We start from the raw sequence: 26,100 nt of genomic DNA, 5'->3' as shown, positions 1-26,100 counted from the left end.
AGTAAAAAGCTAAAAATTATTATCGATAAGGTTACCCCGGAAAGGATTAGTATAAACCTGATTTCAATTCTGCGCCTGCTGGTGATTTCTTCTATGATCAGTCCTGATTTTTTATAATATTATCAAACGTTTCCTTTCGGATTTGAAGCATTCTTCCTTTAAATAACATCATTTTTAACGCTTTTTCCAATTTTGGGATAAGATTTTCATGTTTTTTATGTAAATAATGATAAAGGAATAATGATTCAATTACTTTGTTCAATGCGTGTATATTAGATATGCCCATCCTATTAAGTATAATTTTGCCGTTCATTAACGGCATAACAGCTATCTCAATACTGTCTGCCAATATCATTTCAAACAATTCTTGATTATTCTTATACAGTTTAACATCCATACCAATTGTGTTTTGCCCGGTGATTATCATACCCTCAGTAATCCCTAACTTATATGGTTTTAAATCGTACCACCCGTTAATTACAATATTATTCATCTTTGAAAATGCGTGTAGATTAAAATAATTTATCGGTATTTGAACTTGCCTTAAGTTCGGGCAGATCTTGCTAATCCCGTCAATTCGCTCAATTTCTCCATCTACCATACCTGAATTTGATGCGTGTAAAGCCTCCTTGCCACCAAATTCACGTATCTCGATATTAATTCCTATCATATCATAAGCTTCCTTCATGACAGCTATAGATACTTCGGCATCAATCGAACCTTTGACTGATGACAGTACAAGTGTTTCTTGTCCTAATGCTTGCCCACTTAATCCGAGATACAAGCAACTATAAATTAGAATTTTCAATTCTCCCACTCTCTATAAAAATAAATCAATCATATTGATATTTTTTAAGTAATCTTTCTTTCCAAAACGAGAAATTATATATTTACGTCACAGCGCCGGTGACGATTTCTAACCATTCGCTCTCAATATAATCTTTCAAACTAATTTTCCAATTTCTCATTTCATCCATATTTTTGTTCCTTAACTTTAAATTTTCCAGTACCTCTGATTCGGGACGCGGTGCGAAATACTCTTCCTTGAAATGCGTCGAATCAACTTCGATTAATTTAATTTTATCAGTCAACCCGAGAATCATGAGCATCTCAGCGGCAACTTCATATCTTGTTGGTCCGCCCTCACAAGTCATATTATATAGACCATAAAACTTGGTGCCAATCATTTTTAGGGTATTCCGCGCAAAATCGTATGTAAATGTAGGAGAACCTTTCAGGTCGGTTACAACGTGTAGTTCTTTTTGTCCTGCTAAAATCAGTTTAATAATCTTGTGGACGAATTTTTTATCTTTTTGACCGCCACCCATCATCCAGCCTGCTCTAAAGATGAAATATGTCGAGCAGATTTCTTTGATTGCTACTTCAGCAAAGTACTTTGATTTTCCGTAAATACTGATGGGTGCCGGAATATCGGATTCTGTATAGGTATTCTGTCCACCATCGTAGATTCCGGCGGTTGAGATGAAAATATAAGTGCTATCCAATTCTTCTGATATGAGAGCACAATTTTCAGCCCCTGTTCTATTTGTCAAATACGTTTCGTCAATATTCCTTTCACAATATTCGAGATCAGTAAATGCTGCAAGATTAAAAATATAATCAGGCTGAAAATCCTCCGCCATAATCCTAATGGCATCTAAATCCCTCACATCAAGAAAAGATAACCATTCTTCATTCAGGTCAATATCCGTTGCTTTAATTTCAAAATCATCGCGAAAAGTATGGTAAAATGCTTCTCCAAGCATTCCGCCACAACCTAAAATTAGTATTTTCTTTTTAGCCAATATTTTCTATACGCTATTTAACTAAAATTATTTTCCGTCGGTAATATTGTGTTTAAATTTGCTCTGAGTCCATGGACAAAATTATGGTCTCCAATTTAGCCTCAAATCCGATTAATCAAACAGGTATTTTAAGAGAATTTACTTATATATTAGAATGATTTGAGGCTTCGCGCTTATTTGGTGGTTGGTGAAAATTATCCTGTTAGTTGACACAATATTATTTAATTTTTAATTTAATTTGCATTATTTAAAGCTTTTAACCAATTAATTTCGAACATTTATATGTATTCTAAATGAAAGTAATACTCAGAACCTATGGAGAGAAAATTTATGTACTTAAGATTAGTTAGAATAACATTGGAACCGGGGGCACGTTCAACAGCTCAAAATCTCGCGGATGAATTTGTTCCTGCTATCAAAGCTCAGAATGGTTGTAATGAATGTGTTTTCTTCGCTGATGACATTGTCGGCGATTATGGAATCATCGTTCTTTGGAATTCAAAAGAAGACGCTGAAGCCGCTTCCGGCGTTATAGGCCCCCGTCTGAATCAAGCCATATCAGAAGTCAGTGATGAGCCGGCAAACATTAGGCTTTTCGAGGTTTACGAACCTAAATAATAATGGCAATGGCTTGCATCCTCAAAGACGGGATAAAGCGTTCGAAAAAGCCTAACAGTTACAGAACAACATTATTAGAGATAATTTTCCCCGACTAAGTCACGCTTTGAATACAGAATTCAGAATTTCCAAAATATCACTAACCTTAAATGGCTTAGCAAGAAATCCTGCAGAACTATCTATTACTGATTTTCCTATCTCATCTACAGTATATCCGGAAATGAATACAAATGGAGTTTTTTTGTTCATTTTGCGGGATTGTTGATATAAGTCCACGCCCGACAAATCGGGTAGCTGAATATCACAAATTACTAACCCGTAATCATTCTTATTTAACAATGATATTGCTTTTTTGCCGCTATTGGCTCTATCAATATCATAACCCTCTTTTTCTATAATCCTGGAGAGCAAATTGAGAATAGACTCTTCATCGTCTATAAGTAGCACGCTTTTTTTTGTGGATATGTGAAATTTACTGCTGCCAAGGAGATCTATTATTTTACTTTTTCCGGCGTAGGATTTAGTCTTTACTGTGTGTAAGTTCAGCAGCCTTTGAACCAGTACTGACATTCTTTCAACATCCTTAAAAAGTTGTACTGATATTTCCTCTCTCTTTGCTTTTGATTCAGTCAACATGAGTTTTGATAATATCATAAGAGATTGTAAGGGTTGATTAAATTCGTGTGCTACTGCTCCTCCCAACTCCTTAATTGTATTTAGTTTTTCTCTTTCAATTTTCAATTCGCTCTCTTTAAGTTTTTCCTCCATCTCATGCTTGTATATTCCAATTTCGATTGCTGAATGCAGCTCAATTTGCCGTATAGGTTTCAGAACATAACCGTAAGGCTCGGTAATTTTCGCTCTTTGAAGAGTTTTTTCATCGGCATATGCGGTTACGTAGATAATTGGTATCCTCGAACTGCTCAAAATCTTTTCCGCTGCCTGAATACCGTCCATTTTCCCTTTTAGCCTAATATCCATAAGAATCAAATCAGGCTTTAAATTTTTTGCCAGCGAAACCGCTTCTTCGCCTGTAGAGCCAATTGCGCAAACATTATAGCCAAGGGTCTGGAGAGTTAAGCTAATATCTTCAGCGATTATTCTTTCATCTTCAATTATTAGTATTTTTGACTTTTTATCCAATTATATTCTGTATTTATTTAGCAAAACTCATTGTATACTTGGTTCCGTTACTAACTTTCACATCAAGGTCGGCATCAAGTTGATCGGAAAGAGTTTTTACTAACATAAAACCGAGATTCCCTTTCTCATTAATACCTGTGCCTTCGGTTAATCCATCGCCGTTATCGCTGATTATCATTTCAAGAGTATTATTAAATTCGCTCAAGTTAATATCGATAATACCGCTTTTTTTCTCTATAAACGCATGCTGCATGGCATTCGTGACTAACTCTGTAATTATCAACCCGAGTGGGATAGCCTTATCAATATCCAATGTGATGTCCCCGACTTTACTCCGTATCTTTATAGATTTCCCTTCTTCCGAATAAGTTTGTATCAGATTTTCTGTTAACATCGCAACGTAATTATTAACATCGACTTTAGAAAGATCATCTGATCTATATATATTCTCATGAATCAGTGACATAGACTGAACCCTGCTTCTCATATCCATAAGATTTTTTACAATATTTTTATCTTTAATCGCGTTTGCCTGCAGGTTCAGAAGACTTGATATAATCTGAAGATTGTTTTTCACCCGATGATGAATCTCTTTAAGTAACAATTCTTTTTCTTCTAATGATTTTTTCAAATTCCCATGGGATTTCTCAAGCTCCAAGGTTCTTTCTCTTACTTTTTCCTCCAATTTATCCTTTGCTTCTCTCAACGCTAATTCAGATTTGACGCGCTCGGTAATATCCTGAAGGGTTCCAACCATTCGCACGGGTTTGCCTTCGGAATCAAAGGTCACATCCCCCGCGCTGTTCACCCATTTAATTGTATTATCCGGCATTACCACACGAAAATCAATATCATATTCTTCAATATTTTTTAATGCCATATCTACCGCATTCAAGACAGTTTCTTTGTCCTCAGGGTGGACCGATTCCATAAAATCTTCAAGAGAGGAAGGTTTATCATTTTCCTCTCTGTTTTGATTCCATATCCTTATAAATTCGTCTGACACTATTGCTTCATTTGTAACAACATTCCAATCCCAATGACCCAAATGAGCTTTTTCCTGAGCCCTGAGATTCCTTTTTTCGCTTTCTCGCAAGGCGCGTTCGGCTCGTTCACTCTCGGAAACATCTCGAACAACAGAAATGACGTGCGTTATTTTACCTGCCTCCTTTAAAAAGGAAAGTGTAATTTCCGAAGGAAACGTTTCTCCATTTTTCTTCACAAATGTTTGCTTTATGTGAACAACTTCATCACCCCGTTTAATTGCTTCTTGTAACTTATTTCCAAACTCAATGAAATCTTCTTCATTTTGACAGAGCATCCTTGTTGATTGTCCAACACATTCGTAGCTCTCATAGCCGAAAACAGATTTTATTTCGGAATTGACCCTTTCTATCACCCTATTACCAAAATTCATTATGAAAACCACTTCTCCTAACGATTCAAGCAGTTTATCAAAATGGTTTCTTTCTTTTTTTGCTCTCCGGATCGATTCTTCCATTTCGGTTATGTCATGAACAGTGCCCACAGAGCGAATTGCATGCCCGGTCGAATCTAAAATTTCCTCTGATCTCTCACGAACGATTCGAATTTCTCCATCAGGTCTTAAAACCCGGTGAACAACTTCATATGGAGAATTGTTTTTTACTGCTTCCTGATATGCCTCGTTCACCATTTCTCTGTCATCGGGATGTATTGCTTCTACAAATGCTTCGTAGGTAGCGCCGAACTCTTGCGGTGTTAATCCGAATATCCTGTAAACTTCATCTGACCAATTAAGTCTGTTTGTGCGGAGGTCTAAATCCCAACTACCCACATGAGCCATTTCCTGCGCTTTATTAAGGTTCAATTCACTGACAGTCAGGTCATCAAGCACTTTTTTTTGTTCGGTTATATCCTGTACGGTCCCCGCCATCTTGATTGGATTATTCTCAGAGTCTGCGTAAACCTTCCATTCAGAATGGATATGTTTTATTTCATTACTATCTAATACAATCCGGTAGTCGGCGGTCAGACCTTTCTTCTCTTTTATTGAATTTTCCAGTATTTCCAAATATCTTGCCTTATCATCAGGATGGATTAATTCTAGAATTTCATCAGTGCTGTACGATTTATCCTTCTCTAAATTAAATATTTTATGATATTCGTCGCTAAAAACGGTTTCCTCTGTCAGAATATTCCACTCCCAGTGTCCTAACTTTGCAATCTGCAATACTCTTTTGAGGCCTCGCTCGCTCTTTTGTAACTCAAACTCGACTTTTTTACGTTTAATTGTTAAAATCGCCGTTACCCATATGGCGGAAAGTGCCAAAATTCTATTATATAAAATCATCCAAAATAAACCACCTTCAGGCGATAGTAAATATCCTAACACTGTTAATAACGAGGAGATTACTGCAACACCAATTGTATATTTATTACTCGGATGCCACAGTGAAAGAAGTACTACTGCCATATAGGGTACTCCTGCAGCTACCCCTAAGGGAATAATTAAATCCACAAGAAAAATTCCCGCTGACAAGACTATGGATATATAAATGATTCCCTGTTTTTGTATAGATAGATTTATATTGAACTCCTTGCTTAAATTATGTGAGTTACAACTGGATATTCTCTTGACATACTTAGGTTAGTCAGAGTAAAACTTAAATCTGTATTTTGATCTACAAAAAAGGCTTGCCGCTGAAGCGTGGAGTTTGAACGCTCCAATAAAGTTATTTTATTGCGGGGTGGCTTTTTTCCGATTACAACTTCGTGAGACTCAATCTTATCCGCCTTCATAAGCAGCTTTCTATTTTAGGTTTGCTGGCGCAAACTTTTCCATTCCCCCGAGGGATAGACAATTTACGATTAATGACTCCATAATCAACTTATTTTTATGATAATTATGATTAATCCGATTCGAGCCAAACATCAGATTGGTAAGTCGTTAGAACCGGTTTGGTATTTAGATGTGATTACTAACGCGACGGCTTTCAAGTGCGCGTTACAATGGATACTTACGAGGTTACAGTAACGCTATATTGCGTGCGGCTATTAGTTCTGCCAGATGAGCTTTGACCAAATCTTCTTCCGAAGCGCCCGGAACATCGTGTAAATCCATATAAAGCGGCATTAATTTAATTTCCTTTCTATTAGTAGTCAACCGGACGGCTGTCCGAAATTTTAATTGGGGTAGGGCTTGTCCGGCTGAAAATCAGGTGAGGGATCTATGTATAAATGATAATACCCGCAAGCGTTAAGACTTCGAATGCCTATTTTAAGTCTAAAATTAAATAAGCATGGGGCAATTGGTTCGCTTCAGTAGGAGACAAGTTTATTGATATGGGAAGCCCATTTGGAGCTGGAAGAGAAATCACAAAATCAGGAACTAAAGAATTGCCACTTGGCTTAGATTCAATAACAGGTTACTCAATAATCAATGCAGAAAACCTTGATGAAGCGGAGAATATTGCTAAAACCTGCCCATTTATTACGGGCATAAGAGTTTACGATACATCGTCAATGTAAAGCCATTTACTATAAAGAGGTATCTCCATCTCGGGCTACCTCTCGTAAGCAGGATTAACAGAGCTGTCGAGGGATTTCGCTCCCCTTCCTTTTAAGGGGTGATTGAATTATGAATGCGGGATAGGGCTTGTTCGCCCGACGTCAGTTGTAGCGGAACGCTATAATTAAGCTAAGCTTTTTACCGAACCAAGTTTATCACCGTTTAATACCGTTTGTATTATTTTTTTAATATCATCCAATTTATACGGTTTCTGCATAAATCCATTTACGCCGAGCTTTTCTGCTTCTTTAACCCTATCGGTTTCACTATAGCCGCTAACTATAATGGTTTTCTGCCCGGGTTTTATTTTAATTATCTCTTTGTATGTATCAAGTCCATCCATATCATCTTCAAGTATCATATCAAGCCACACTAAATCTGTATCATTATTGTTAAGATATTTAATCGCCTCTTGGCCACTTCCCGCGCTCTCTACTTTATATCCCAAATTTGATAACAGTAATGAGGCTATCTCTCTTTGTTCTTTCCTGTCATCAACTACAAATATATTTCCGCTACTTTTGCTGTCTAAGCTTAGCTCTGATGTAGTTTGTTTCGTCTCATTGATTCGAGGAAAATAGATAGAGAACTTTGTTCCGATTCCAACCTCACTCTCCACATCTATATGTGCCCCATGATCTTTAAGTACATTGTAAACTACCGACAGTCCCAATCCTGTACCGTTATTTCCTGATTTCATCTTTGTGGTAAAAAAGGGATCGAAAATCTTAGATAAATTCTGTTTAGCTATACCCTCACCTTGATCTTCTATTGTCAGCAGATTATATCTTCCTTGAGGAATATTCTTATCGCTTAATTCTCCATCTTCTACAATGATTGGATAGGTTTTGACACTGAGCACCCCTCCTTCCGGCATAGACTCAAAAGCATTATTAACAAGATTCATTATTACTTTGGGAATATGGGCTTCGGAGCCCTTAAAGAGCAGTCTGTCTCCTGAAAGTTGAAAGTTAGGTTTTACTTTGGCATATAGTGTGCCGATTGAACTATATTCAGCTGATACTTGATATTCGGTGATAAGATCATTCAAGTCTATCGGTTCCATCTTATACTTGCCGCGACGTGTCAAAGCCAACAGGTCTGATATGACGTGAGCTGCTCTTTGGGCTGAAGAAGCTATGGTGTCCAATTCTTTGCCTACAGGTTTACCGTCAGACAAATTCATCTTTATCAGGTCGGGATATGCCATAATAGGACCGATGATATTATTCAAGTCATGGGCTACCCCTCCTGCTAACATTCCAAGCGACTCCATTTTTTGCGCTTGATGGAGTTTAATTTGAAGTTCCAATCTCTCAGCTTTCTCTCGTTTTTCAGCTGTTATATCTCTAATTATCCCATGTATCGCCGGTCTTCCGTTATATTTGATAGGCGTCGTATTTATTTCGATATCCAATAATTCGCCTGACTTCGTTATCGCTTTGAATTCATAATTACTTACGAATATTTCATTTTCTTCTCTTACTTTACAACGCTCAATAACATATTCCTTACTTTCCGGCGCCACAATATCCATATAATTAATTTTGTCAGAAAGAGCTTCCTCATTCGAATAGCCGAAAAGTTTCTCCCAAACAGAGTTCACAAATACGTACTTGTCTTTCTGCAGTATATAAATAGAGTCTATCGAATTCTCTACGAGATTCCGGTATTTCTCTTCCGACATCTGAATCTCTTTTGTACGTTCCTCGACTATCCTTTCTAAGTCTTCTGTGTGCCTTTTGAGAAGTGTTTTAGCCTCGAATAACTTATCAAAAGTTTTTTTAATTCTTGTTTGCGCAGGTCTGAAAACAAACAATCCCTGAAAGATTAATAAACTCAGGATTAGCGCCATCAATATATGTTCGGTCAACATTAATCTGTTTACTTTTGCCTTGGCTTCAAGGTCATACTGCATAACTATGTCGTTCATTCCTGTGAGAAATTGCTTTTCGTTGCTCATTATTGTCTCAACAAAATCTGAAAAATCCGGAGAAGTATGTTTTTTAATCCGGCTCTTTCCCAACTCCAATATACTGTTAGAAGCGTCTTGAATAGCCAAGAAATTCGGCTCTATTATAGAAAATAATACCCTAACTTTCTCACTGTTATCACTCGGAATTTTTAATTTGCCACCTTGGTATTGCAACCCGAAATGTGATTCCTGCCAGAGAGATAACGATTGCTCCAAATCCCCTAACAATTCTTCCCGTTCAGAGCCGGGAATTGCTGATTCGATTCCCAAAGCAATTTTACTCAATTTTTGGCTTAACATCCGCTGGCGCCCAGCAATATTAACTATGCGGGAATCACTGGATAATTTAACAAGAGAATTATGGATAAGAATCTGGCCTGATGTCATCAAAATTGCTATTGTACTCAGAGCAATAATATAGCGAATTTTAAGACGAAACTTTTGCGGATTTATCTTTTCCATCTCCTTTCCCTCTTACTAAGAGTTTTCCGCTACTAATAAATTGCACATATTGTACCAGATATGTTGGTTAATTCCGGAAAGCTTTGTGTTCATAGCTATTATGGGGTAAAGCAACAATTTTTCATATCTTACCGTCTTACTTCTCAGAATTATATTGGCGGTATATTGCCATGTATCTGTCAGAATTTAGAGATAGGCTGAAAAATTTATGAAATATGGATTCGAGATGATAAATAGACTCCCGACACGCCACATCTCAGATTTCGGTTGAGCAACCCCTCATTATTGAGGAGAATTTTAATATTAGCGAAGAGTTCCGTTAACCATAGCGGTCAACGGTTTTCGGAAATATCGTTCATAAGAATATTTTGTTATTTAAAAATATTTCCTAATCTTCCTTCGCCGGACGCATATGGATGATTCTTTGAGGGAATGGGATCTCGATCCCCCTTTTCTTGAACATCCGGTATATCTCTGAGTTCAGTTCATCAATTACCCGTCCGCGGAGGACAGGTTCCGCTATCCAGAAGAGCAGCTGGAACGATAATTCTGATTCCCCGAACTCCCGGAATCTAACTCTCGGTTCCGGTTCATCCTCTACATTGGCGTTCGATTTGGCAATATCGACAAGGGTTTCTCTCACAATATCTATGTCGGAACCGTAGGCGATTCCTATGGATATTCGTATGCGCTCTTTCTCGTTCGGGCCTCCGCTTTCATTTACTATCTTCGAGCCGGCTATTACGGAATTGGGTATAGTGATCTCCACATCGTCTCTCGTCAGTATGCGAGTGCTCCGGAGCCCGATATCGGTTACTCTTCCTCTTTCTCCTCCGTCTAAATTTATGAAATCACCCACCTTGTAAGGAGCGTCCACCATGATAAAGATTCCGGAGAATAGGTTTGCCAGGCTATCCTTCGCTGCAAAACCGACCGCTATGCCCACTATGCCCGCTGACGCTAACCAGGCAGTTATGTTGATATCCCAGGTGAGCAGGAAGAAGTAGAGAGCTCCCGCAAGAATTCCTATCTTGCCGAGATTGTCAAACAACACCAATGTACGCGGCTGAACGAATTTATAGCTTTCCGGATTTCCGGAGAGTTCTTTCAAGAAAAGGGTAGTGAATTTCAATGCTGACCCGGTCCATAACAGAAGCACGGAGGTTTTAATCAAACCCACGAGGACATATCGAAGATTATCGGGAATCTCAAGTGTGTGAACAGCGATATTAAAACCAATCAACAGAACAGTGTAAAAGACAGGCTTGTTGAGCAAATCAAGCAACTTATCGTCAAAAGTGGTCTTAGTTCGTTTGACGGCGTTATGTAAGATACCGCCGAATATCCATTTAATGACAGCGGCGGCAAGAACTGATACCACTACGATGGTGAGCGCTTTCATATAGGGATTAGAAAGAAGTATTTTTATATTATCCATTATTCTTCATTTTAATTTACAAACCACTAATTTACCAGCTTAAACGTATTATGTTTCAAGAAGACGTCAACCTCCTTGTTAAAGTCGACCAACAATAGAACTTTACAATTGGGCTAATTGGGGGCAATGTAACAGCCTCAGGGCAACACATAAAAGTACACTGCTATAAAATGGCAAAAACTACCTGCTAAAACAAACATATGGAAGATGGCGTGATTGAATTTTAATTTTTTTATGCTGTACGAAACCGCGCCGATTGTATAAGATATTCCTCCCGCAAGAACCCACAGGAAGCCATCTGAAGGTAAATTATTTATTAATGGTTTTATGGCGAAGACAATGACCCAACCCATAAACAGATACATTAAAGTTGAGATCAAATTGTATTTCCCCGTAAAGAAAAGTTTCAATATTATTCCGGCAAATGCCAATCCCCAAGAAGCGCCGAAGATCACCCAACCTAAAGTTCCATGTAGAGTAACCAATGTAAAAGGAGTGTAAGTACCTGCAATAAGAACATAAATAGATGCGTGGTCAATGATTTTCATTCTTATTCTTAACTCCGGCTTTTCAGTGCTGTGGTAAACTGTTGAGGCAGCGTATAATATGATTAAACTTGCTCCGAAGATGCTAAAACTGACTATATGCCAAACATCACCATCCAGAACTGCGTGTATAACTAAAAGAACCGAAGCAACAACGCTTAATATGAATCCGATTGCATGAGAAATGATGTTGATTTTCTCTTCTCCGGTCGGGTATTGTATCATAGCTTCCATATATTTCACTTTATCATTGTCATAGAAATATAGTTTCCGGTGGCTGCAATTGGAAGCGCAACAAGAATTGACCATCCCCATAACTCTAACATATAATACGTTTAAGATTAAGCTTTATGAAACTAAATATCCTCGGCGGTTCCCGGGGAATTCTCTGAGGTAATTAGCATTAAGACGTGGCAGCTCACTCTAGTTCAGATGAGTGTGTCGAAGATTGCAGGCAAGCCCATACCCGCACTCCTCCTGCGGAGGGCGAGGGATTCCCTGCCTGACCTAAAGTAATACTTTTTATTGGTAAAGTTATTCAATGGAATGGTCAAAGTTTGTTAGTTAATTTTTTCCGGAAATTTATTCTATTTTGAAGGGAATACCGCTTTCAGAGGAGAGATAAGCGTTCAGAAGAACTTCAATATCTTTATAAGCCTCTTTAAATGTGCTGACCACCTCACTGCCGTTTCGCACAGCGTCATAAAAATTTTCGAATTGCGCTTTGAATCCTCCATCGTCATTCATCGATTCTTTAAAAGATTCTCCTTCAGGATTCATGACTTCAATGTCATCATCCCTAATACTAATGGTTCCTCTGTTTCCGAAAATGAGCAGTCTGTTTTCTGAATAACCTTCAACGCTTGCTGACATGTTAAACGACCCGTTTATCCCGTTGGTTGTTTTAAAATTTAATTTAATGGAATCTGTGCGTCCAACAGCGGAATTTACGTTCCAAACCAAAGCGGAACCTGAAGCGATATCGCCGAAAAGTAGTCTTAATGCCGCAATGTTGTGCACGCCTGCGTCAGTGATAACTCCGCCTTCGTATTTATGATCGATCCTCCATTGTGTACGAGCGTATTCATTATTCTCATCCAGTTTATAATAAATATTCCAAGAGAAGGAATTCAGGTCACCGACAGCATCCGATTCTATAAGCTCTTTCGTTCTTTGAAACACCTTCCTATACCTGTAATTTTCAGCAATCATAGACACCTGTTTAGAACTATCCGCGAGTTTGACAAGGTCGTGGGCGTCAGAGAGATTTCCGGCGATGGGCTTTTCAGCTATTACATGTTTTCCCGCATTCAGAGCATCGGAAACCACTAAACGATTCAGATGTATAGGAAGAACTATGTCCACGGCTTCTATATCTTCCATTGCAAGAAGTTCCTTATAATCTAAGGTGTAAGGCACACCGCCGACAATTTTCGAGAATTCCCTTGCTTTCTGTTCCGTATGATTACAGACAGTAGTTATCTTGAATTTATCTTGTAGTGTGTTTAATGCTGGATAATGGAGCGCTTTGGCTGCTATCCCGCAACCGATTATACCCAATTTTACCGGTTTAATATTTTTCACGAATAGGACGCCCTTCTGTTGTTATGTTTCATCTCACATCGTACGTAATTTAAACACAAACGTATCCGAATCAATAAAACTTCAACTGGGATAGAGAATAAAAAAGGCTGGCATATAGCTGCCATAATGGAGACCAAACCAGACTAAAGGAGACCAAATGGTGAACTAATGGTAAACAATTAGCGTACTAGTAATTTGTGAAAACCCACATTACATAAATCAATAAAACCCACTGTTATCAGCACTTACAGTGGGTTCTAATCTTGCGGAGGGCCACCGCCTTCGGCGGGGCAACATCCTTAACAGGCGAGGGATTTCCCGCTTACTTCGGGACTCAATCCCGCCTTCGGCGGGGCAACATCCTTAACAGGCGAGGGATTTACTTTCCCCTCTTGAGAGGGGTGCCTCGAAGAGGCAGTGTGTGTAATTCCTTAGGTTTTCAAGAACGTCGTTGCTATTGATACTCAGCCACTTACATATATCGCTGCCATCTGATTGCCCGCCTGACATATGTCTGGCAGGCCATTCTCCAGACCACTCCAGACCAATTGAGACCAGATGACCTACATTTATAAGACACTTCACACCTTGTCTCGATAGCTAATAATTATCCTCTGAATCATCATTTTTTAATATATTAGATTTGGTCATATAAAAGTCTTGTTATTTATATTTCTAACTATTAAGTTAGGTTATTCAAAATATATAATTAAGAGATACAAAATGATAACGAGCAAAGTTGAAGATTATCTGGCCACAATTTACAGAGTGACCTCGGAGAACCAGAAGTCTACTACTACAATTATAGCAGATAAAATGAGAGTCACGCGGGGCACAGTCACAAGTATGTTCAAGAAACTGGCTGAATCTGAATTAATTACTCATGTACTTTATAAGGGGGTGACGCTGACCGCGACTGGAAAAAAAATCGCATTGGAGATTATCAGGCATCATAGATTAATAGAGTTATATCTTCAAAATACTATGGGTGTTCCTTGGGAAAAAGTACACGAAGAAGCTGATAAAATGGAACATATTCTCTCTGAAGAAATTGAAGATAAAATAGATATACTATTAAATAATCCGACAAATGACCCGCATGGCGCCCCTATTCCGACGAAGGATGGCTATGTATCTAATGATAGCTTTAGACGGCTTAGTCAAGCAAAAAAGGGTGAAGATTTACTAATTAAAAGGGTCGAGGAAGAAGACTCCAAAAAGCTTATCTATCTGGCAAATAAGGGACTCTATCCTAATACCGTACTTAAAGTCACCAATGTTGAGCCGTTCAGTGGACCTATAACGATTGAAATTGATAATACTGAAATTATAGTAGGAAATAAGATAGCAGATTCAGTTTATGTAGATGAGATGTTAACTGAGTAATTATGATTAAATTTAGGCATAACCAAAAAGGATTCGGAGGTAAAATTGTACAATTCATTCCTTCACATTGGGCCGAACAAATTATTATTAGCAACACTGATAATATTCACAATATTTGGCGGTGGTTACATATTAGGGCAGTATGAAGATGAAAATAAGGCACAAACTAATGAATCCAATTCGTCATTATTAGGCAGCGCCAGATTTCAATTCAATAGACCCTCTATGCCCCGTAAACCGCTTGAGGAGGTTTATGATCCAACCCCACCTCCCGCGCGAATTCCGCCCGGTAAACCTCGTCTTGTTGAGTATACATTAGTAATTGCTGAGGATTCAATCCACGAGGTGGCTCCCGGGGTTAAAATACCTGCATGGACTTTTAACGGCACCGTACCTGGACCGATCTTACGGGCTACAGAGGGAGATACTCTACGGGTAACCCTTATAAATAATGGAGTGTTTCCTCATACAATTCATTTTCATGGAATACATCCGGCAGATATGGACGGTGTGTTCGAACTCGTACCCGGAGGTGAGAAATTTATATATGAATTCATTGCGGAACCCTATGGTGTATTCCCATATCATTGCCATTCTAATCCGGTATCACAGCACCTTCTAAATGGATTATACGGTATGATGATAATCGATCCACGTACGCCCCGTCCGGAGGCACAGGAGCTGGCATTCGTCATGAGTGCGTTTGACACCGACAGAGATGGGAGTGCAGATTTTTACTCGTGGAATGGCAAGGCTTTCCAATATGCTCACAATCCCGTTTCCCTTACTTTAGGAAAACCTGTAAGAATGTATGTACTGAACATGTTTGAAGAAATGATGGCTCCACACATCCACGCAAACATGTTTGATCTATTTCCTTCCGGAACTTCTCTTGAGCCTCAGGAACTTACCGATGTTACTGACCTTGCAATAACTGAAAGAGCAATATTTGAATTCACTTACAAATATCCGGGAACTTATATGTTTCAATGCCATTTCTCGGAGCATATGGAACAAGGTTTGATGGGCTGGTTTAATGTACAACCATCTCCACCCGTAAATTAGCAAACTAAATCTTTTGTCATGGAGGTAGAATCAATATGGGTGTAGAAAGCGCATCCTCGGGAAAATACTCACTTTTGAAATTGGTACTTAGCGGCTTAGTGCCCTTAATGCTGCTTGCGGGCTTGGTTTTGTTTATTATCATAAACGGAACCGGCTTACGTGACTATGTGCCGGCTCCCTTAGAAGAACTTTCGTTCGAACGAATTATCTTTAGCGATACAGGCATTGACGCTGAAGTTTTTAATAGCGGTCCTGAACCGCTTACTATAGCCCATGTGCAGATAGGTTGGTTCAACAGGACATCATATCAATTCACTATAAAGCCGAGTCCAACTATTCCACGTCTCGGAAAGGCCACAGTGCATATTCCCTATCCCTGGGTTGAGGGTGAACCGTATGAAATCGTTCTTATCACGGGTACGGGTATGGCGTTTACACATGAAGTGGAAATAGCGACGATGACACCAAAAGTTACTTGGTCGCTGATGGGAAATTTTGCTATGCTCGGCATATACGTTGGTGTTATACCGGTCTATCTTGGCCTATTATGGATTTATTTCCTGCGTCGCATTGACCGTAAGTGGTATGATTTCTTTTTGGCTTTAACGATTGGACTTCTTGTATTCCTTGGCGGTGATGCCATTGCTGAAGCGATTGAATTGAGTGCGCAAGTTGCCGACGTCCTTAACGGCACAGGGATTATTATTATTGGAATCAGTGCAACTATGCTCATTCTTACAGCTATTGATCAAACTGTTTCTAAGCATCGTGCACGCAAAAATGAGGAATCAAAAGAAAATGCAACCTCTTTAGACACCAAATCAGTACTAACGCTGGCTTATATCATTGCCTTAAGTATTGGAATACATAATCTTGGTGAAGGGCTTGCTATTGGTGGAGCGTACGCAGTGGGAGAGGTATCATTAGGAGCCTTTCTTGTACTCGGATTCATGATTCATAATATAACTGAAGGGATTGCCATAGTGGCACCCTTATCCCGAAGTAAGTTCCCTCTCTGGCATCTATTAGTTTTAGGATTGGTTGCAGGGGCTCCCACCATAATCGGAACATGGATCGGTGGATTTACCTTCTCTCGTGTATGGTCGTTACTACTATTATCAATAGGTGCCGGAGCTATATTTCAGGTTGTGCTGCTAATTTACGGTCAGATGCGATTAGCGTCAATACGGCGTAATGTCGACTCCATTGTTACCTATAGAAACGTGATCGGCTTTATGAGTGGATTGGCAGTAATGTATGCTACAGGGCTTTTCGTAACTGCTTGAAATTTTGTCCAAATTCATCTGACGCCAAACAATATTTTGAAGAGTGATTACGAAGATATGGCAGATAATTTACATTGATCTGCGAGTGCGTATTTGCCCTGAAATTTTGTGCCGTATATGTGCCATATCAGCGTAAAAATCGCCTAAATAGCACTAAAAAGGTGAACAATAAGTGTAAGTAGAAATGTTAGAAAAACTCCCTCTAAAATGCATGTAATACACTCACACATTCACTCTGAGGGTTTTTCTCAGCGGAGGGCAGAGGATTCGAACCTCTAAGGGATTGCTCCCAGCGGTTTTCAAGACCGCCGCATTACCATTCTGACCAGCCCTCCAAGGCAATTAAATCTAATAAATCTTGCTAAAGATGCAAGTAACTTGCATTCTAAAGCGCGAGATCGCTTTGTTCTATCCGGAATGCACTACTTTTTGTACATCATGCAGTCAGGGCAAGCGTAAGTCCCGCCAACGGCGGTGGCCCTAACCCGCACTCACGCAGTCTTTGGGAGGAACGTAGTTCCGGATCAATTTCATCTTTCTTTCAGGCAGCATAATTAATTGTGAACAAGACTGATAAACATTTTCCCGGGGAGTTGCCGTACGAGTGAACGCAATTCCAAGCCTAACAGCGTTCCAAGCGCTTGAGATGTTGCTATCGAACAACGTTCAGCGATTTCGTCAATATAAAGCGGTTCGCTGTCCAAAACTTCCATTATCGTTTGCTCATCGGGAGAGAAATCAAAAACCAGCTTGGTCTGTTTCGGTTTTCGTCCTCTCTCAACTATTGAATCAAGCTCTGAAAGGATATCTTCCGCGGAAGTGACCAGTTTCGCTCCTGTGCGAATGAGCCGATGCGGCCCTCTGCTCATTTTCGAAGTCGCATTTCCTGGAAGCGCAAACACTTCCCGATTTTGATCCACAGCGTAATATGCCGTGATGAGTGCGCCGCTTTTTACGTCTCCCTCAATCACCAGAGTTCCGAGACTCAAGCCGCTTATAATCCGATTCCGCTGCGGGAAGTTGCCTCTGTCGGGAGCTGTGCCCATAGGAAACTCGCTGATGAGCGCGCCTTTTTCAGACAGACTTTTCGCCAAGCCGGTGTTTTCCTGCGGGTATATCCTGTCCAAACCCGAACCGAGAACGCCGATACTCCTTCCGCCTATGGCAAGAGCCGCTTTGTGCGCGATAGAATCAACTCCCGATGCGAGTCCGCTTACAATCGTTAATCCTTCCCGCGCAAGCTCGGTTACGAGCTTTTCTGTCATCAATTTGCCATAGGATGTCACGCCTCTTGTGCCCACAACCGCAAGCGCGTAATCGTCTTCGTCTATTAACTCGCCTCTGATGAAGTAAAAGGGCGGCGGGTCGAAAATGGTTTTCAGCCGCTGTGGATATTCATCGTCCCAATAGGAAACCATCTTGCAGCCTGTCCGTTCTATTAACGCTAATTGAGATGAAATGAATTCGCTGCTGTCGGATGAAAGAATCGCCGAAGCTCTATCTGTATTGATTCTTTTTATTGCGCAAAGTTCACCCGCTGACCGGCGAAACACTTCTGCGGGAGAGCCGAACTCTTCTACAAAAGATATGAATGTTGCCGGACCCACATTAGGAGCGTTGTAGAGCCGAAGTATGTCTTCAATCGGAAAGTTTTTTGAGCTCATCCCATAATCCGTGTAGTAATGAATCCACTCCTTCGCCACTGACGGCGGATATCATAAAGGGTTCTTTATCTCCAATTTGCGAGCCTGATTTTCTTTTCGATTCTTCAAGGGCATCTATCTTATTCAAGGAAACAAGATAAGGCTTACTCGACAGGTCAACTTTATACGAAGACAATTCATGCTTTAACTTTTTAAATGTATCAGCGGGAGATTCTTCGAGAAAATCTATCAGATACAAAATAATTTTTGTTCGTTCGATATGTTTAAGGAAGCGGTCGCCAAGTCCCTTCCCTTTGTGCGCGCCCTCTATCAAGCCGGGTATATCGGCAACCAGGAAGCTTTTATAGTCTTCTATACGGACGATACCGAGATTAGGCTCAAGCGTAGTGAACGGGTAATCGGCAATCTTAGGTCTGGCAGAGCTTATGCGTGATAGCAGTGTAGATTTCCCCGCATTCGGATAGCCGACGATTCCCACGTCAGCCAATAATTTAAGTTCCAGCTCGAGTGTGACTTCTTCTCCTTTGGTTCCCAATTCAGATTCATCGGGATTTTGAAACGTTGCCGTTTTAAAAGAAGCATTTCCTTTTCCGCCCCTACCTCCTTTCGCAACAACAACGCTTTCGTCCGGTTCGGTCAGGTCGGCTATTAACTCCCCTGTGTCAGCGTTTTTTATCAGGGTGCCGGGCGGCACTTTGATTATCACCGGGTCGCCTCTTTTGCCGCTCTTATTCGCGCCGGAACCGTGCATTCCCCTTTTTCCTTTGTAGCTTTTCCGATACTTAATGTCCTGAAGTGTTGAAAGATTGGAATCTGTCTCAGCGATTATGCTTCCGCCGTTACCGCCGTTCCCCCCATCGGGTCCGCCTTTCGGAACGTGTTTTTCCCTTCGGAAGCTAATTATCCCGTTGCCGCCATTTCCGGCTTTAACTTTTAATACGGCGTAATCAACAAACAATTTTTATTTTACTCAGAGGTTTTGCGCTATTGCCTCAGCGAACTCCGACGTACCTAATTTGGTTGCGCCGTCCATCTGTCGCTCAAGGTCATAAGTAACTCTTTTTTGCTGAATGGTTTTTTCCAATGCCGATTCGATGAGAGCTGCGGATTCCGACCAACCGAGATATTTGAGCATCATAACTCCCGAAAGAATCAATGAGCCGGGGTTAACCATATTCTTATCAGCATATTTGGGAGCCGTTCCGTGCGTGGCTTCGAACAATCCGATCTCGTCGCCTATATTTGCTCCCGGAGCCATTCCAAGACCTCCGACTTGAGCGGCACAAGCATCGGAGAGGTAGTCACCGTTAAGATTCGGCATAGCGGCGACCTGATAGTCCTCTGTGCGGGTAAGAATCTGTTGAAACATACTGTCGGCTATCCTGTCGTTTATGAGTATCTTTCCGTCAGGTAATTCTCCATTATGATTATCCCATAGATCTTTCTCAGAGATAGTTTCAGACCCGAATTCTTCCGACGCCAATTCATAGCCCCAATCTCTAAACGCTCCTTCAGTGTACTTCATTATATTGCCCTTGTGTACAAATGTCACAGTTCGTTTCCCATTCTCAACCGCAAACTGAATCGCTTTGCGAACCAAACGTTTGGTACCCGTTATACTAATCGGTTTTATGCCGATACCTGAATCTCTCCTGATTTCGACACCAAATTTTTCTTTCAAATAATCGATCACCTGCAGCGCCTCGTCGCTCCCTTCCCTCCATTCGATTCCTGCATACACATCTTCCGTATTTTCGCGGAATATAACAATATTCATCTTCTCGGGATTTTTTACAGGACTCGGGACACCCTTATAATATTTCACGGGTCGGATACAAGCGTACAGGTCTAATACCTGTCTCAAAGTCACGTTCAGGCTGCGGAAACCACCGCCAATAGGTGTCGTAAGAGGACCTTTTATTGCGACAAAAAAATCTCTGATTGCGGCTGTTGTGTCATCCGGCAAGTATTCTCCGTATAGATCATTCGCCTTTTCACCCGCATAGATCTCTAACCATTCGATACTTTTCTCGGAACCGTACGCTTTTTCTACAGCCGCGTCAATAACTATTTTAGTCGCCTTCCAAATATCAGGACCTATTCCATCACCCTCTATAAACGGGATTATAGGATTTGCCGGTACGACTATATTTCCGTTTTCAAACTTTATTTTCTCCCCGTTATCAGGCAGATTCAGTTTGTCATAAGCCATATATTTTTCCTGGATTTATAGTTAATCTTTTTTTTCGGCACTGCTTTTCGCTGTCTCTTTTTTCTTTGGTTTTTTATCCGTTGATTTAGTTTCAGCTGATTTAGTTTCAGTCGGCTTTTTATTTTTGTAATCGGTAATATAAAATCCCGATCCCTTAAATATTAATCCTGCGCCGCCGCTAATAATTCTGATAACTTTATTCTTTTTGCAATCCGGGCATTTTTTAATCGGATCAGCAAAAATATTCTGAAATTCTTCGAACCGAAATCCGCAATTGGAACATTGATAATCATACGTGGGCATAAATATTATTCTCTTTCCTGTTTACATTTTCTGTCTGAACAGCTGTTATAGCGGCTACCTTAACTATATCCTCGGAGGAGCATCCCCTTGACAAATCATTCATAGGAAATTTTAGACCCTGAAGAATCGGTCCAAGCGCTTCATAGCCGCCCATTCTCTGAGCTATTTTATAAGCGATATTTCCGCTATCGAGATCGGGGAAAATAAACACATTCGCCCGTCCCGCTACATCACTTTCGGGAGCTTTTTCTCCACCGATTTTTGCGTCAAATGCCGCATCGAACTGCAATTCACCGTCCATGAGATATTCCGGGCATTCTTTCTGTGCTGCCTGTAAAGCCTCTCTCATTTTCTCAACCCGCTTGTGATTCGCGCTTCCTTTTGTGGAGAAAGAAAGAAACGCTATCCTGGGCTCTTCTCCCGTCAAACTATTATGGTTTCTGGCCGACGCAATTGCAATCTTTGCCAACACAGCTGCGGAAGGGTCAGGAATAACGCCGCAATCGGCGAATGTATATGCCTTGTTTCCGTCGGGAGAGAGCATAAGAAAAGAACCGGAAAGCAGACGTGATTTTTCATCCAAGCCTATGAATTTGAGCGCGGCTCTGATAACGTCCCCGCTTCTGTTTACAGCTCCTGCGATGCATCCGTCCACTTTACCCGTTGATACCATCAGAGCGCCGAAATTTACGGGGTTTTCGACAATTTCGGAGATAGATTCGGCAGACGAATCTTTATCGCTGAGTTTACTTTTTACTATCTCACTGAATTCATTTTCATATTCGGAAGCGGAAGCGTCAATCAGCGAAATCCGATTCAAGTCGAGATTGTTTTCCGATGCTGTTATTTGAATTTTCCCCACATCTCCAAGCAGCGTAACACTTGCGATTTTCGATTCTATAATTGCAGCGGCGGCGTTGATTACCCTTAAATCTTCTCCCTCAGGGAAAACCAAACTGCTGCCGACAGCTGTTGCCTTATGAATTATTCGGTCAATTGGATTCAACAGCTTTTACCTGCCGTACTTTTCGTTCAGTTTGTCTTCGACGTTTTTCGGTACGTATTCGCTTATATCACCGTTAAAACTTGCGACTTCTTTGATTATCGTAGAATTCAAGTGGATATATTCTTGCGCAGGCATAAGAAATACTGTTTCTACTTCCTCGTTTAATTTCCGATTCATAAGAGACATTTGAAACTCGTATTCGAAATCCGAAATAGCTCTCAGACCCCTAATCATAGCGATAGCGTTCACACTTTTAAGGTATTCGGCTATCAGACCGTGAAATTGAGCAACTTCCACATTTTCTACCGCTCCAATTGACTGCTCGATCATTTCTATTCTTTCTTCAAGACTGAATAGTGGTGACTTTCCCGGATTTACGGCAACCGTGACTATAATCTTGTCGAAGATACGCAACCCTCTTTGAATAATGTCGATATGTCCGTTAGTAATAGGGTCGAATGTTCCGGGATATACTGCGATTTTCAATTTTCACCTCTGTAAATGTTGATTACTGTTTCACCGAACTTTTTCACCCGACCGGGCTCTATCGGCAAGTTTTTACTTACTTTCATAGACGTTTCATAGACGAAAGTACCGGATTGCGGCAAAATATTTATAACTCCCAGCGTTAAACGTGATGAATCAGAATACGAATAAGGAGGATCGGCAAATATGAGGTCAAACTCGCCTTTATTTTTTTTACCGATAAATTTCAGAGAATCTTTTCGCTGAATCTCTACACTGTTTTCTAATTTCATAAGAGTTACATTTTTCTTTATTAACTGAAGTGATTTAGATGATCTGTCAACAAATGTGACAGATTCCGCTCCTCTACTGATAGCTTCTATGCCGAGATTGCCCGTTCCCGCGAATAAATCAAGAACTTTCGAGCCTTCGATATTGCCAAGTACGTTGAATATCCATTCCTTAATCCTGTCTGAAGTGGGACGAACATCGTTACCGGTAAAATTAGCAAGTTTATTACCGCGCAGGGTACCGGATATAATTCTTACCATTAATCAGGAGCGAGCCTTAACTGATCCGATATTAAGGCTCAAATAGATAGACATCTTGGAAACGGCATCGTCTTTGCTCAATACTGATGCTCTTGAAACAGTATATGATGCATCGGATTTTATAAGAGATTCCATGAAAAGTACGATAGATTCATTAGCCCCGTCAGCCGTTATTACTATTGGAATAACAGTTCCCGACTTACCTTTAACTCCTTTTTTTGCATCCAAACTACTCGAAGTCAGTCCTGATTTTGTAAGATAGCCGGACAGAAGTTTTTTAAAGTCGCCCAGATTCATCTTTGTGCGAATTCCACCTTCCATTGCGGGCGCTACTGCGGTAGATTTTACTGATCCATTAAACTGAGTCGCATAATTATATGCCGACAGGTTATTTGTTTGCTCAAATCTAACAGCCCTTAGATTGCTAAGCGGCCATTTTTGACGAATTCTTCTTAACAGCAATGCGGCATCCTCTCTTGAATTTAGATTAATGGCAAGCGTTACTCGGCTGCTCGATACTGCCAATTTCAAATCTCCTGATTCTTCGTCCAAAGAGGTCACAATTGAATTTAATACCTCAAGCAGATTCCTTCCATCTGCCGCCTTTGCTACTACTATATTGGCGGATTTTGGAACCTTTTTCTTACTTTGAGATTTAGGCTTCTGTTTGGGTTTAGATTTAGGTTGTTCTTTTTTGACGTCCGGGTCCCGGGGTTTAATAGTCGATAGTTTTTTCTTAACTTTGCTCTTTTTCCGTACCGAAGCTTTCTTTTTGGGTGATTCATCCATAGAAGATTCATCCGCAATAATGAGAGAGTCATCGGATTTGAAGCTTATATCTTTAAGACTCCACCCTTTTGTGTAGAGGAAATATGCTGAGCCTGTAGCGATAAGTGCGATAAAAATGAGCAAAATATATTTTAGAGCTCCGCCCTTTTTTGCGCTTGTTTCAGGCTCCGGTTCAGACGGATTGGACATATCGGGAACAGCAGTGTCCTCATTATTCAAGAGATCATTCGGCTCTTCGGGTTCCGATGCTTGCTTATTTAGAAGATTTACTTTTACCATAACGTTTTAAGAACCTTCTTCGTTGTCCAACAGCCGAACCGCCATACCAAATGTTTCTGTAAATCGAGCGGGATTATCTTCAAACACTGCTTTATTAACGCCATCGCCCAGCTCTATTTCACTAAAAGGATTAACCTCCATAATCCTGCCATCCCCGTCTTTTTCTAACAACGGTTTTAATAATGCACCCTGCGCAGCACCTTGATAGATATAAATATTATCTACAATTTTCAATGGACTTGAAGGATTATCCGATGAAAGTGAACTGATAATATCTTCCGTATCCTTATCTTTTGAGGACGAGTTAACGATAAAAGTCGAACCATCTTTTTCTTTATGAAACAGAGAGCTGTTTATAAATTCTCCGTCAATTAAATTAGTTACGGTATATTCGTTTTCCAAATATCTAAAAATTGATGTTTTCCCCGATGAAGCCTGTTCATTAAGAAATAATACGGCATTTATTCCTGCAAAAACATCCACATCAATGACCTCAAGCGGAATATCCAGAGAGGAACAAATTGAGTCTAATAGCTCAATCGTTTCATTTTTTACAGATACGGATAGGTATTTACTGAATTTGGGGATTTCTTCTAAAAGCGGGTAAATTGTAACTGCATATTCACCATACGAATCTCCCAACCGTTTTCTCGCCTCCCACTGAATAAATTCGTCTTTTTCTTCTTCCGGAAGCCCGGTATCAACAAGATGAACTTTTATAACTGCTGACTTAGAATCTAATGCGATAGCGATAGATTTCGGTTTTTCAGGTAACGCTTCAATTGCAGGGTTCAAATATGATAATAATTGTTCGGAATTGCCCGAATCAGATCGAATTTCTTCCCATAAATTACTCGAAGCTTCCATCTCGTTAACAGCCAGGAGTTTGTGCTTGCCATTATCCACCCCTAATTCTACTGAACGAATTATGCTTCCTTCCATACTGATACCGACGCATGGAAACTTCTGATTATTATCAGCGCTCAATTTATTCTGCCCCTAAATAGATTATTGATCTCCGTAAAGCCACGATCTATCGCCATCTTCGATGAAACCGTGAATAGAATCAACCATCGAAAAAAATAAAAAATGCCGCTCGTAATAATCCTCTCTTAGCCAGCGTCTTGGCGAAGTAAGTATTGTTCCATCGATATTATCCTTAAGATCACCGAGAGAGAATGAATAGGGTATAGTTCCATTCGTAGTAGGAAATTTTCGTTTAGCTTCATCCGAGGTATCCGGTTCTTGAATCATCATCAGCAGAACCAACGCATCTTCATCATTTTCATATATATCATTCACTATTTCGAGATTTCCATCATTTATGAGCCTATCATCAATAACAAATAGTTCCGGCATTAATTCCGCCTGATGAGATGGTATTTTACTCAAAGCATCAAGTGTATGAATCTCGTAATTGTCTTCCGCAATTACTTCAGCATAAAGGCTTCGGAGTGAATCATCCGCCTCCACCATTGTGATTTTAAAAATTTCCAATTCCTTTTTAATAGGACAGGCGAGATAAATAGTTCTATTTCCCTCTATATTAATCGTATATCGCTCCTGAGCCAACGGACAATTAAATTCATCAACAGATTCCGGTAATGTTAATAATGTGTCTACACGTGCTACAATATCTCCCTGAGTATCTATGACATATACGGAAGTATCTATCATCAGAGTCTCAGCACCGAAGAACCCTGTATCTGCCCTGGCAGAATCCAACACAGCGTTTACCAGCATTAACGCTTCTTCAGGTGAAGTAGGAAATCTGTTAGTTAATCGGAAAAATTCTATTTCTAACTCATAAATATTTTCCAGCCGAGTTCGACATTCTTCCCTGAGTCTATCCTCCTCGCTCCAAAGATATTTTGGAATAAATAGCACTGCTAAGAACAAAACCACCATGACGCCAATTATTATGTCAAAATATTTAGATAACTTTTTTTCATGCAGCTTCAGCACTCTACCTCC

Annotated in this window: 23 protein-coding genes and 1 tRNA gene; 5 read left to right on the top strand and 19 right to left on the bottom strand. The window is 40.2% G+C overall.

Annotation, left to right across the window (positions count from 1 at the left end; all coding sequences use genetic code 11):
- Positions 1 to 97: 97 nt before the first annotated feature.
- Positions 98 to 808, bottom strand: a complete 711-nt coding sequence (locus IIB39_00790; GenBank protein MCH8927235.1) for a transporter substrate-binding domain-containing protein — start codon at positions 806 to 808, stop codon at positions 98 to 100.
- 82 nt (positions 809 to 890) lie between these two features.
- Positions 891 to 1,766 (bottom strand): SDR family oxidoreductase, encoded by an 876-nt coding sequence (locus IIB39_00785; GenBank protein ID MCH8927234.1) that lies wholly within the window; start codon positions 1,764 to 1,766, stop codon positions 891 to 893.
- 369 nt (positions 1,767 to 2,135) lie between these two features.
- Between IIB39_00785 and IIB39_00780 the strand changes: the two genes are divergently transcribed.
- Positions 2,136 to 2,423, top strand: a complete 288-nt coding sequence (locus IIB39_00780) for a hypothetical protein (GenBank protein MCH8927233.1) — start codon at positions 2,136 to 2,138, stop codon at positions 2,421 to 2,423.
- Positions 2,424 to 2,522: 99 nt separating this feature from the next.
- Here the strand turns inward: IIB39_00780 and IIB39_00775 are convergent, their stop codons facing one another.
- A complete protein-coding gene (locus IIB39_00775) occupies positions 2,523 to 3,566 on the bottom strand; it encodes a response regulator (protein ID MCH8927232.1) in 1,044 nt (347 codons plus the stop codon).
- Between the two features lie 13 nt (positions 3,567 to 3,579).
- Entirely contained in the window at positions 3,580 to 6,021 is a 2,442-nt protein-coding gene (locus IIB39_00770; GenBank protein ID MCH8927231.1) for a PAS domain-containing protein, read from the bottom strand.
- Between the two features lie 869 nt (positions 6,022 to 6,890).
- Between IIB39_00770 and IIB39_00765 the strand changes: the two genes are divergently transcribed.
- On the top strand, positions 6,891 to 7,076 hold the full coding sequence (locus tag IIB39_00765; GenBank protein ID MCH8927230.1) for a hypothetical protein: 186 nt from the start codon (positions 6,891 to 6,893) through the stop codon (positions 7,074 to 7,076).
- A gap of 164 nt (positions 7,077 to 7,240) precedes the next feature.
- Here the strand turns inward: IIB39_00765 and IIB39_00760 are convergent, their stop codons facing one another.
- The 4 genes from IIB39_00760 to IIB39_00745 form a co-directional block, all read right to left on the bottom strand.
- Positions 7,241 to 9,553: a response regulator gene (locus IIB39_00760; protein ID MCH8927229.1), complete on the bottom strand. Its 2,313-nt coding sequence runs from the start codon at positions 9,551 to 9,553 to the stop codon at positions 7,241 to 7,243.
- 388 nt (positions 9,554 to 9,941) lie between these two features.
- Positions 9,942 to 10,991, bottom strand: a complete 1,050-nt coding sequence (locus IIB39_00755; protein ID MCH8927228.1) for a mechanosensitive ion channel family protein — start codon at positions 10,989 to 10,991, stop codon at positions 9,942 to 9,944.
- 137 nt (positions 10,992 to 11,128) lie between these two features.
- Complete coding sequence (locus IIB39_00750; GenBank protein MCH8927227.1) at positions 11,129 to 11,770, bottom strand: hemolysin III family protein; 642 nt, start codon at positions 11,768 to 11,770, stop codon at positions 11,129 to 11,131.
- 348 nt (positions 11,771 to 12,118) lie between these two features.
- The gene (locus IIB39_00745) at positions 12,119 to 13,120 is read right to left on the bottom strand and encodes a Gfo/Idh/MocA family oxidoreductase (GenBank protein ID MCH8927226.1); all 1,002 of its coding nucleotides are present in this window, start codon (positions 13,118 to 13,120) and stop codon (positions 12,119 to 12,121) included.
- 723 nt (positions 13,121 to 13,843) lie between these two features.
- Here IIB39_00745 and IIB39_00740 point away from each other — a divergent pair.
- From IIB39_00740 to IIB39_00730, 3 genes are read left to right on the top strand one after another with little or no spacing between them, the layout of a single operon-like run.
- A complete protein-coding gene (locus tag IIB39_00740) occupies positions 13,844 to 14,506 on the top strand; it encodes a metal-dependent transcriptional regulator (GenBank protein MCH8927225.1) in 663 nt (220 codons plus the stop codon).
- A gap of 45 nt (positions 14,507 to 14,551) precedes the next feature.
- Positions 14,552 to 15,571 (top strand): multicopper oxidase domain-containing protein, encoded by a 1,020-nt coding sequence (locus IIB39_00735; GenBank protein MCH8927224.1) that lies wholly within the window; start codon positions 14,552 to 14,554, stop codon positions 15,569 to 15,571.
- 35 nt (positions 15,572 to 15,606) lie between these two features.
- Positions 15,607 to 16,857, top strand: coding sequence for a ZIP family metal transporter (locus IIB39_00730; protein ID MCH8927223.1), 1,251 nt, complete (start codon positions 15,607 to 15,609; stop codon positions 16,855 to 16,857).
- A gap of 252 nt (positions 16,858 to 17,109) precedes the next feature.
- Here the strand turns inward: IIB39_00730 and IIB39_00725 are convergent.
- The 11 genes from IIB39_00725 to IIB39_00675 all read right to left on the bottom strand — a co-directional run bounded on the left by IIB39_00725 (position 17,110) and on the right by IIB39_00675 (position 26,091).
- Positions 17,110 to 17,192: transfer RNA gene (locus tag IIB39_00725), tRNA-Ser, on the bottom strand.
- A 219-nt stretch (positions 17,193 to 17,411) separates the two neighbouring features.
- Positions 17,412 to 18,521: a DNA-protecting protein DprA gene (gene dprA, locus IIB39_00720; protein ID MCH8927222.1), complete on the bottom strand. Its 1,110-nt coding sequence runs from the start codon at positions 18,519 to 18,521 to the stop codon at positions 17,412 to 17,414.
- Positions 18,496 to 19,479, bottom strand: a complete 984-nt coding sequence (gene obgE / locus IIB39_00715) for a GTPase ObgE (protein MCH8927221.1) — start codon at positions 19,477 to 19,479, stop codon at positions 18,496 to 18,498. The genes dprA and obgE overlap by 26 nt, the downstream gene beginning before the upstream one ends.
- A 12-nt stretch (positions 19,480 to 19,491) precedes the next feature.
- The gene (gene icd, locus IIB39_00710) at positions 19,492 to 20,733 is read right to left on the bottom strand and encodes an isocitrate dehydrogenase (NADP(+)) (GenBank protein MCH8927220.1); all 1,242 of its coding nucleotides are present in this window, start codon (positions 20,731 to 20,733) and stop codon (positions 19,492 to 19,494) included.
- Between the two features lie 21 nt (positions 20,734 to 20,754).
- Positions 20,755 to 21,036: a zinc ribbon domain-containing protein gene (locus IIB39_00705; protein ID MCH8927219.1), complete on the bottom strand. Its 282-nt coding sequence runs from the start codon at positions 21,034 to 21,036 to the stop codon at positions 20,755 to 20,757.
- Positions 21,023 to 22,042 carry a phosphate acetyltransferase gene (gene pta, locus IIB39_00700; protein ID MCH8927218.1) on the bottom strand — a complete coding sequence of 340 codons (1,020 nt, stop codon included), beginning with the start codon at positions 22,040 to 22,042 and terminating at the stop codon, positions 21,023 to 21,025. Before pta ends, IIB39_00705 begins: the two co-directional genes overlap by 14 nt.
- A gap of 6 nt (positions 22,043 to 22,048) precedes the next feature.
- Positions 22,049 to 22,528 carry a pantetheine-phosphate adenylyltransferase gene (gene coaD / locus IIB39_00695; protein MCH8927217.1) on the bottom strand — a complete coding sequence of 160 codons (480 nt, stop codon included), beginning with the start codon at positions 22,526 to 22,528 and terminating at the stop codon, positions 22,049 to 22,051.
- Positions 22,525 to 23,058, bottom strand: a complete 534-nt coding sequence (gene rsmD / locus IIB39_00690; GenBank protein MCH8927216.1) for a 16S rRNA (guanine(966)-N(2))-methyltransferase RsmD — start codon at positions 23,056 to 23,058, stop codon at positions 22,525 to 22,527. Before rsmD ends, coaD begins: the two co-directional genes overlap by 4 nt.
- 3 nt (positions 23,059 to 23,061) lie before the next feature.
- Complete coding sequence (locus IIB39_00685) at positions 23,062 to 24,126, bottom strand: hypothetical protein (GenBank protein ID MCH8927215.1); 1,065 nt, start codon at positions 24,124 to 24,126, stop codon at positions 23,062 to 23,064.
- Between the two features lie 6 nt (positions 24,127 to 24,132).
- On the bottom strand, positions 24,133 to 25,113 hold the full coding sequence (pilM, locus tag IIB39_00680; GenBank protein MCH8927214.1) for a pilus assembly protein PilM: 981 nt from the start codon (positions 25,111 to 25,113) through the stop codon (positions 24,133 to 24,135).
- Positions 25,114 to 25,134: 21 nt separating this feature from the next.
- Positions 25,135 to 26,091, bottom strand: a complete 957-nt coding sequence (locus IIB39_00675) for a hypothetical protein (GenBank protein MCH8927213.1) — start codon at positions 26,089 to 26,091, stop codon at positions 25,135 to 25,137.
- Positions 26,092 to 26,100: the final 9 nt, after the last annotated feature.

The sequence above is a fragment of the Candidatus Neomarinimicrobiota bacterium genome (genome assembly GCA_022573815.1).
GTDB lineage: Bacteria > Fidelibacterota > SORT01 > SORT01 > SORT01 > JACZTG01.
Note: the sequence above shows the minus strand (reverse complement) of the source record. Positions and strands in the feature narration are given on the sequence as shown.

Bases quoted from the DNA above. Each gene is read 5' to 3' on its own strand.
- IIB39_00785 (MCH8927234.1), bottom strand. From the start codon at position 1,766: ATGCTTGGAGAAGCATTTTACCATACTTTTCGCGATGATTTTGAAATT.
- IIB39_00780 (MCH8927233.1), top strand. From the start codon at position 2,136: ATGTACTTAAGATTAGTTAGAATAACATTGGAACCGGGGGCACGTTCA.
- IIB39_00770 (MCH8927231.1), bottom strand. From the start codon at position 6,021: ATGGCAGTAGTACTTCTTTCACTGTGGCATCCGAGTAATAAATATACA.
- IIB39_00765 (MCH8927230.1), top strand. From the start codon at position 6,891: ATGGGAAGCCCATTTGGAGCTGGAAGAGAAATCACAAAATCAGGAACT.
- IIB39_00760 (MCH8927229.1), bottom strand. From the start codon at position 9,553: ATGGAAAAGATAAATCCGCAAAAGTTTCGTCTTAAAATTCGCTATATT.
- IIB39_00755 (MCH8927228.1), bottom strand. From the start codon at position 10,991: ATGGATAATATAAAAATACTTCTTTCTAATCCCTATATGAAAGCGCTC.
- IIB39_00750 (MCH8927227.1), bottom strand. From the start codon at position 11,770: ATGGAAGCTATGATACAATACCCGACCGGAGAAGAGAAAATCAACATC.
- IIB39_00740 (MCH8927225.1), top strand. From the start codon at position 13,844: ATGATAACGAGCAAAGTTGAAGATTATCTGGCCACAATTTACAGAGTG.
- IIB39_00730 (MCH8927223.1), top strand. From the start codon at position 15,607: ATGGGTGTAGAAAGCGCATCCTCGGGAAAATACTCACTTTTGAAATTG.
- dprA (MCH8927222.1), bottom strand. From the start codon at position 18,521: ATGAGCTCAAAAAACTTTCCGATTGAAGACATACTTCGGCTCTACAAC.
- icd (MCH8927220.1), bottom strand. From the start codon at position 20,733: ATGGCTTATGACAAACTGAATCTGCCTGATAACGGGGAGAAAATAAAG.
- IIB39_00705 (MCH8927219.1), bottom strand. From the start codon at position 21,036: ATGCCCACGTATGATTATCAATGTTCCAATTGCGGATTTCGGTTCGAA.
- rsmD (MCH8927216.1), bottom strand. From the start codon at position 23,058: ATGGTAAGAATTATATCCGGTACCCTGCGCGGTAATAAACTTGCTAAT.
- IIB39_00685 (MCH8927215.1), bottom strand. From the start codon at position 24,126: ATGGTAAAAGTAAATCTTCTAAATAAGCAAGCATCGGAACCCGAAGAG.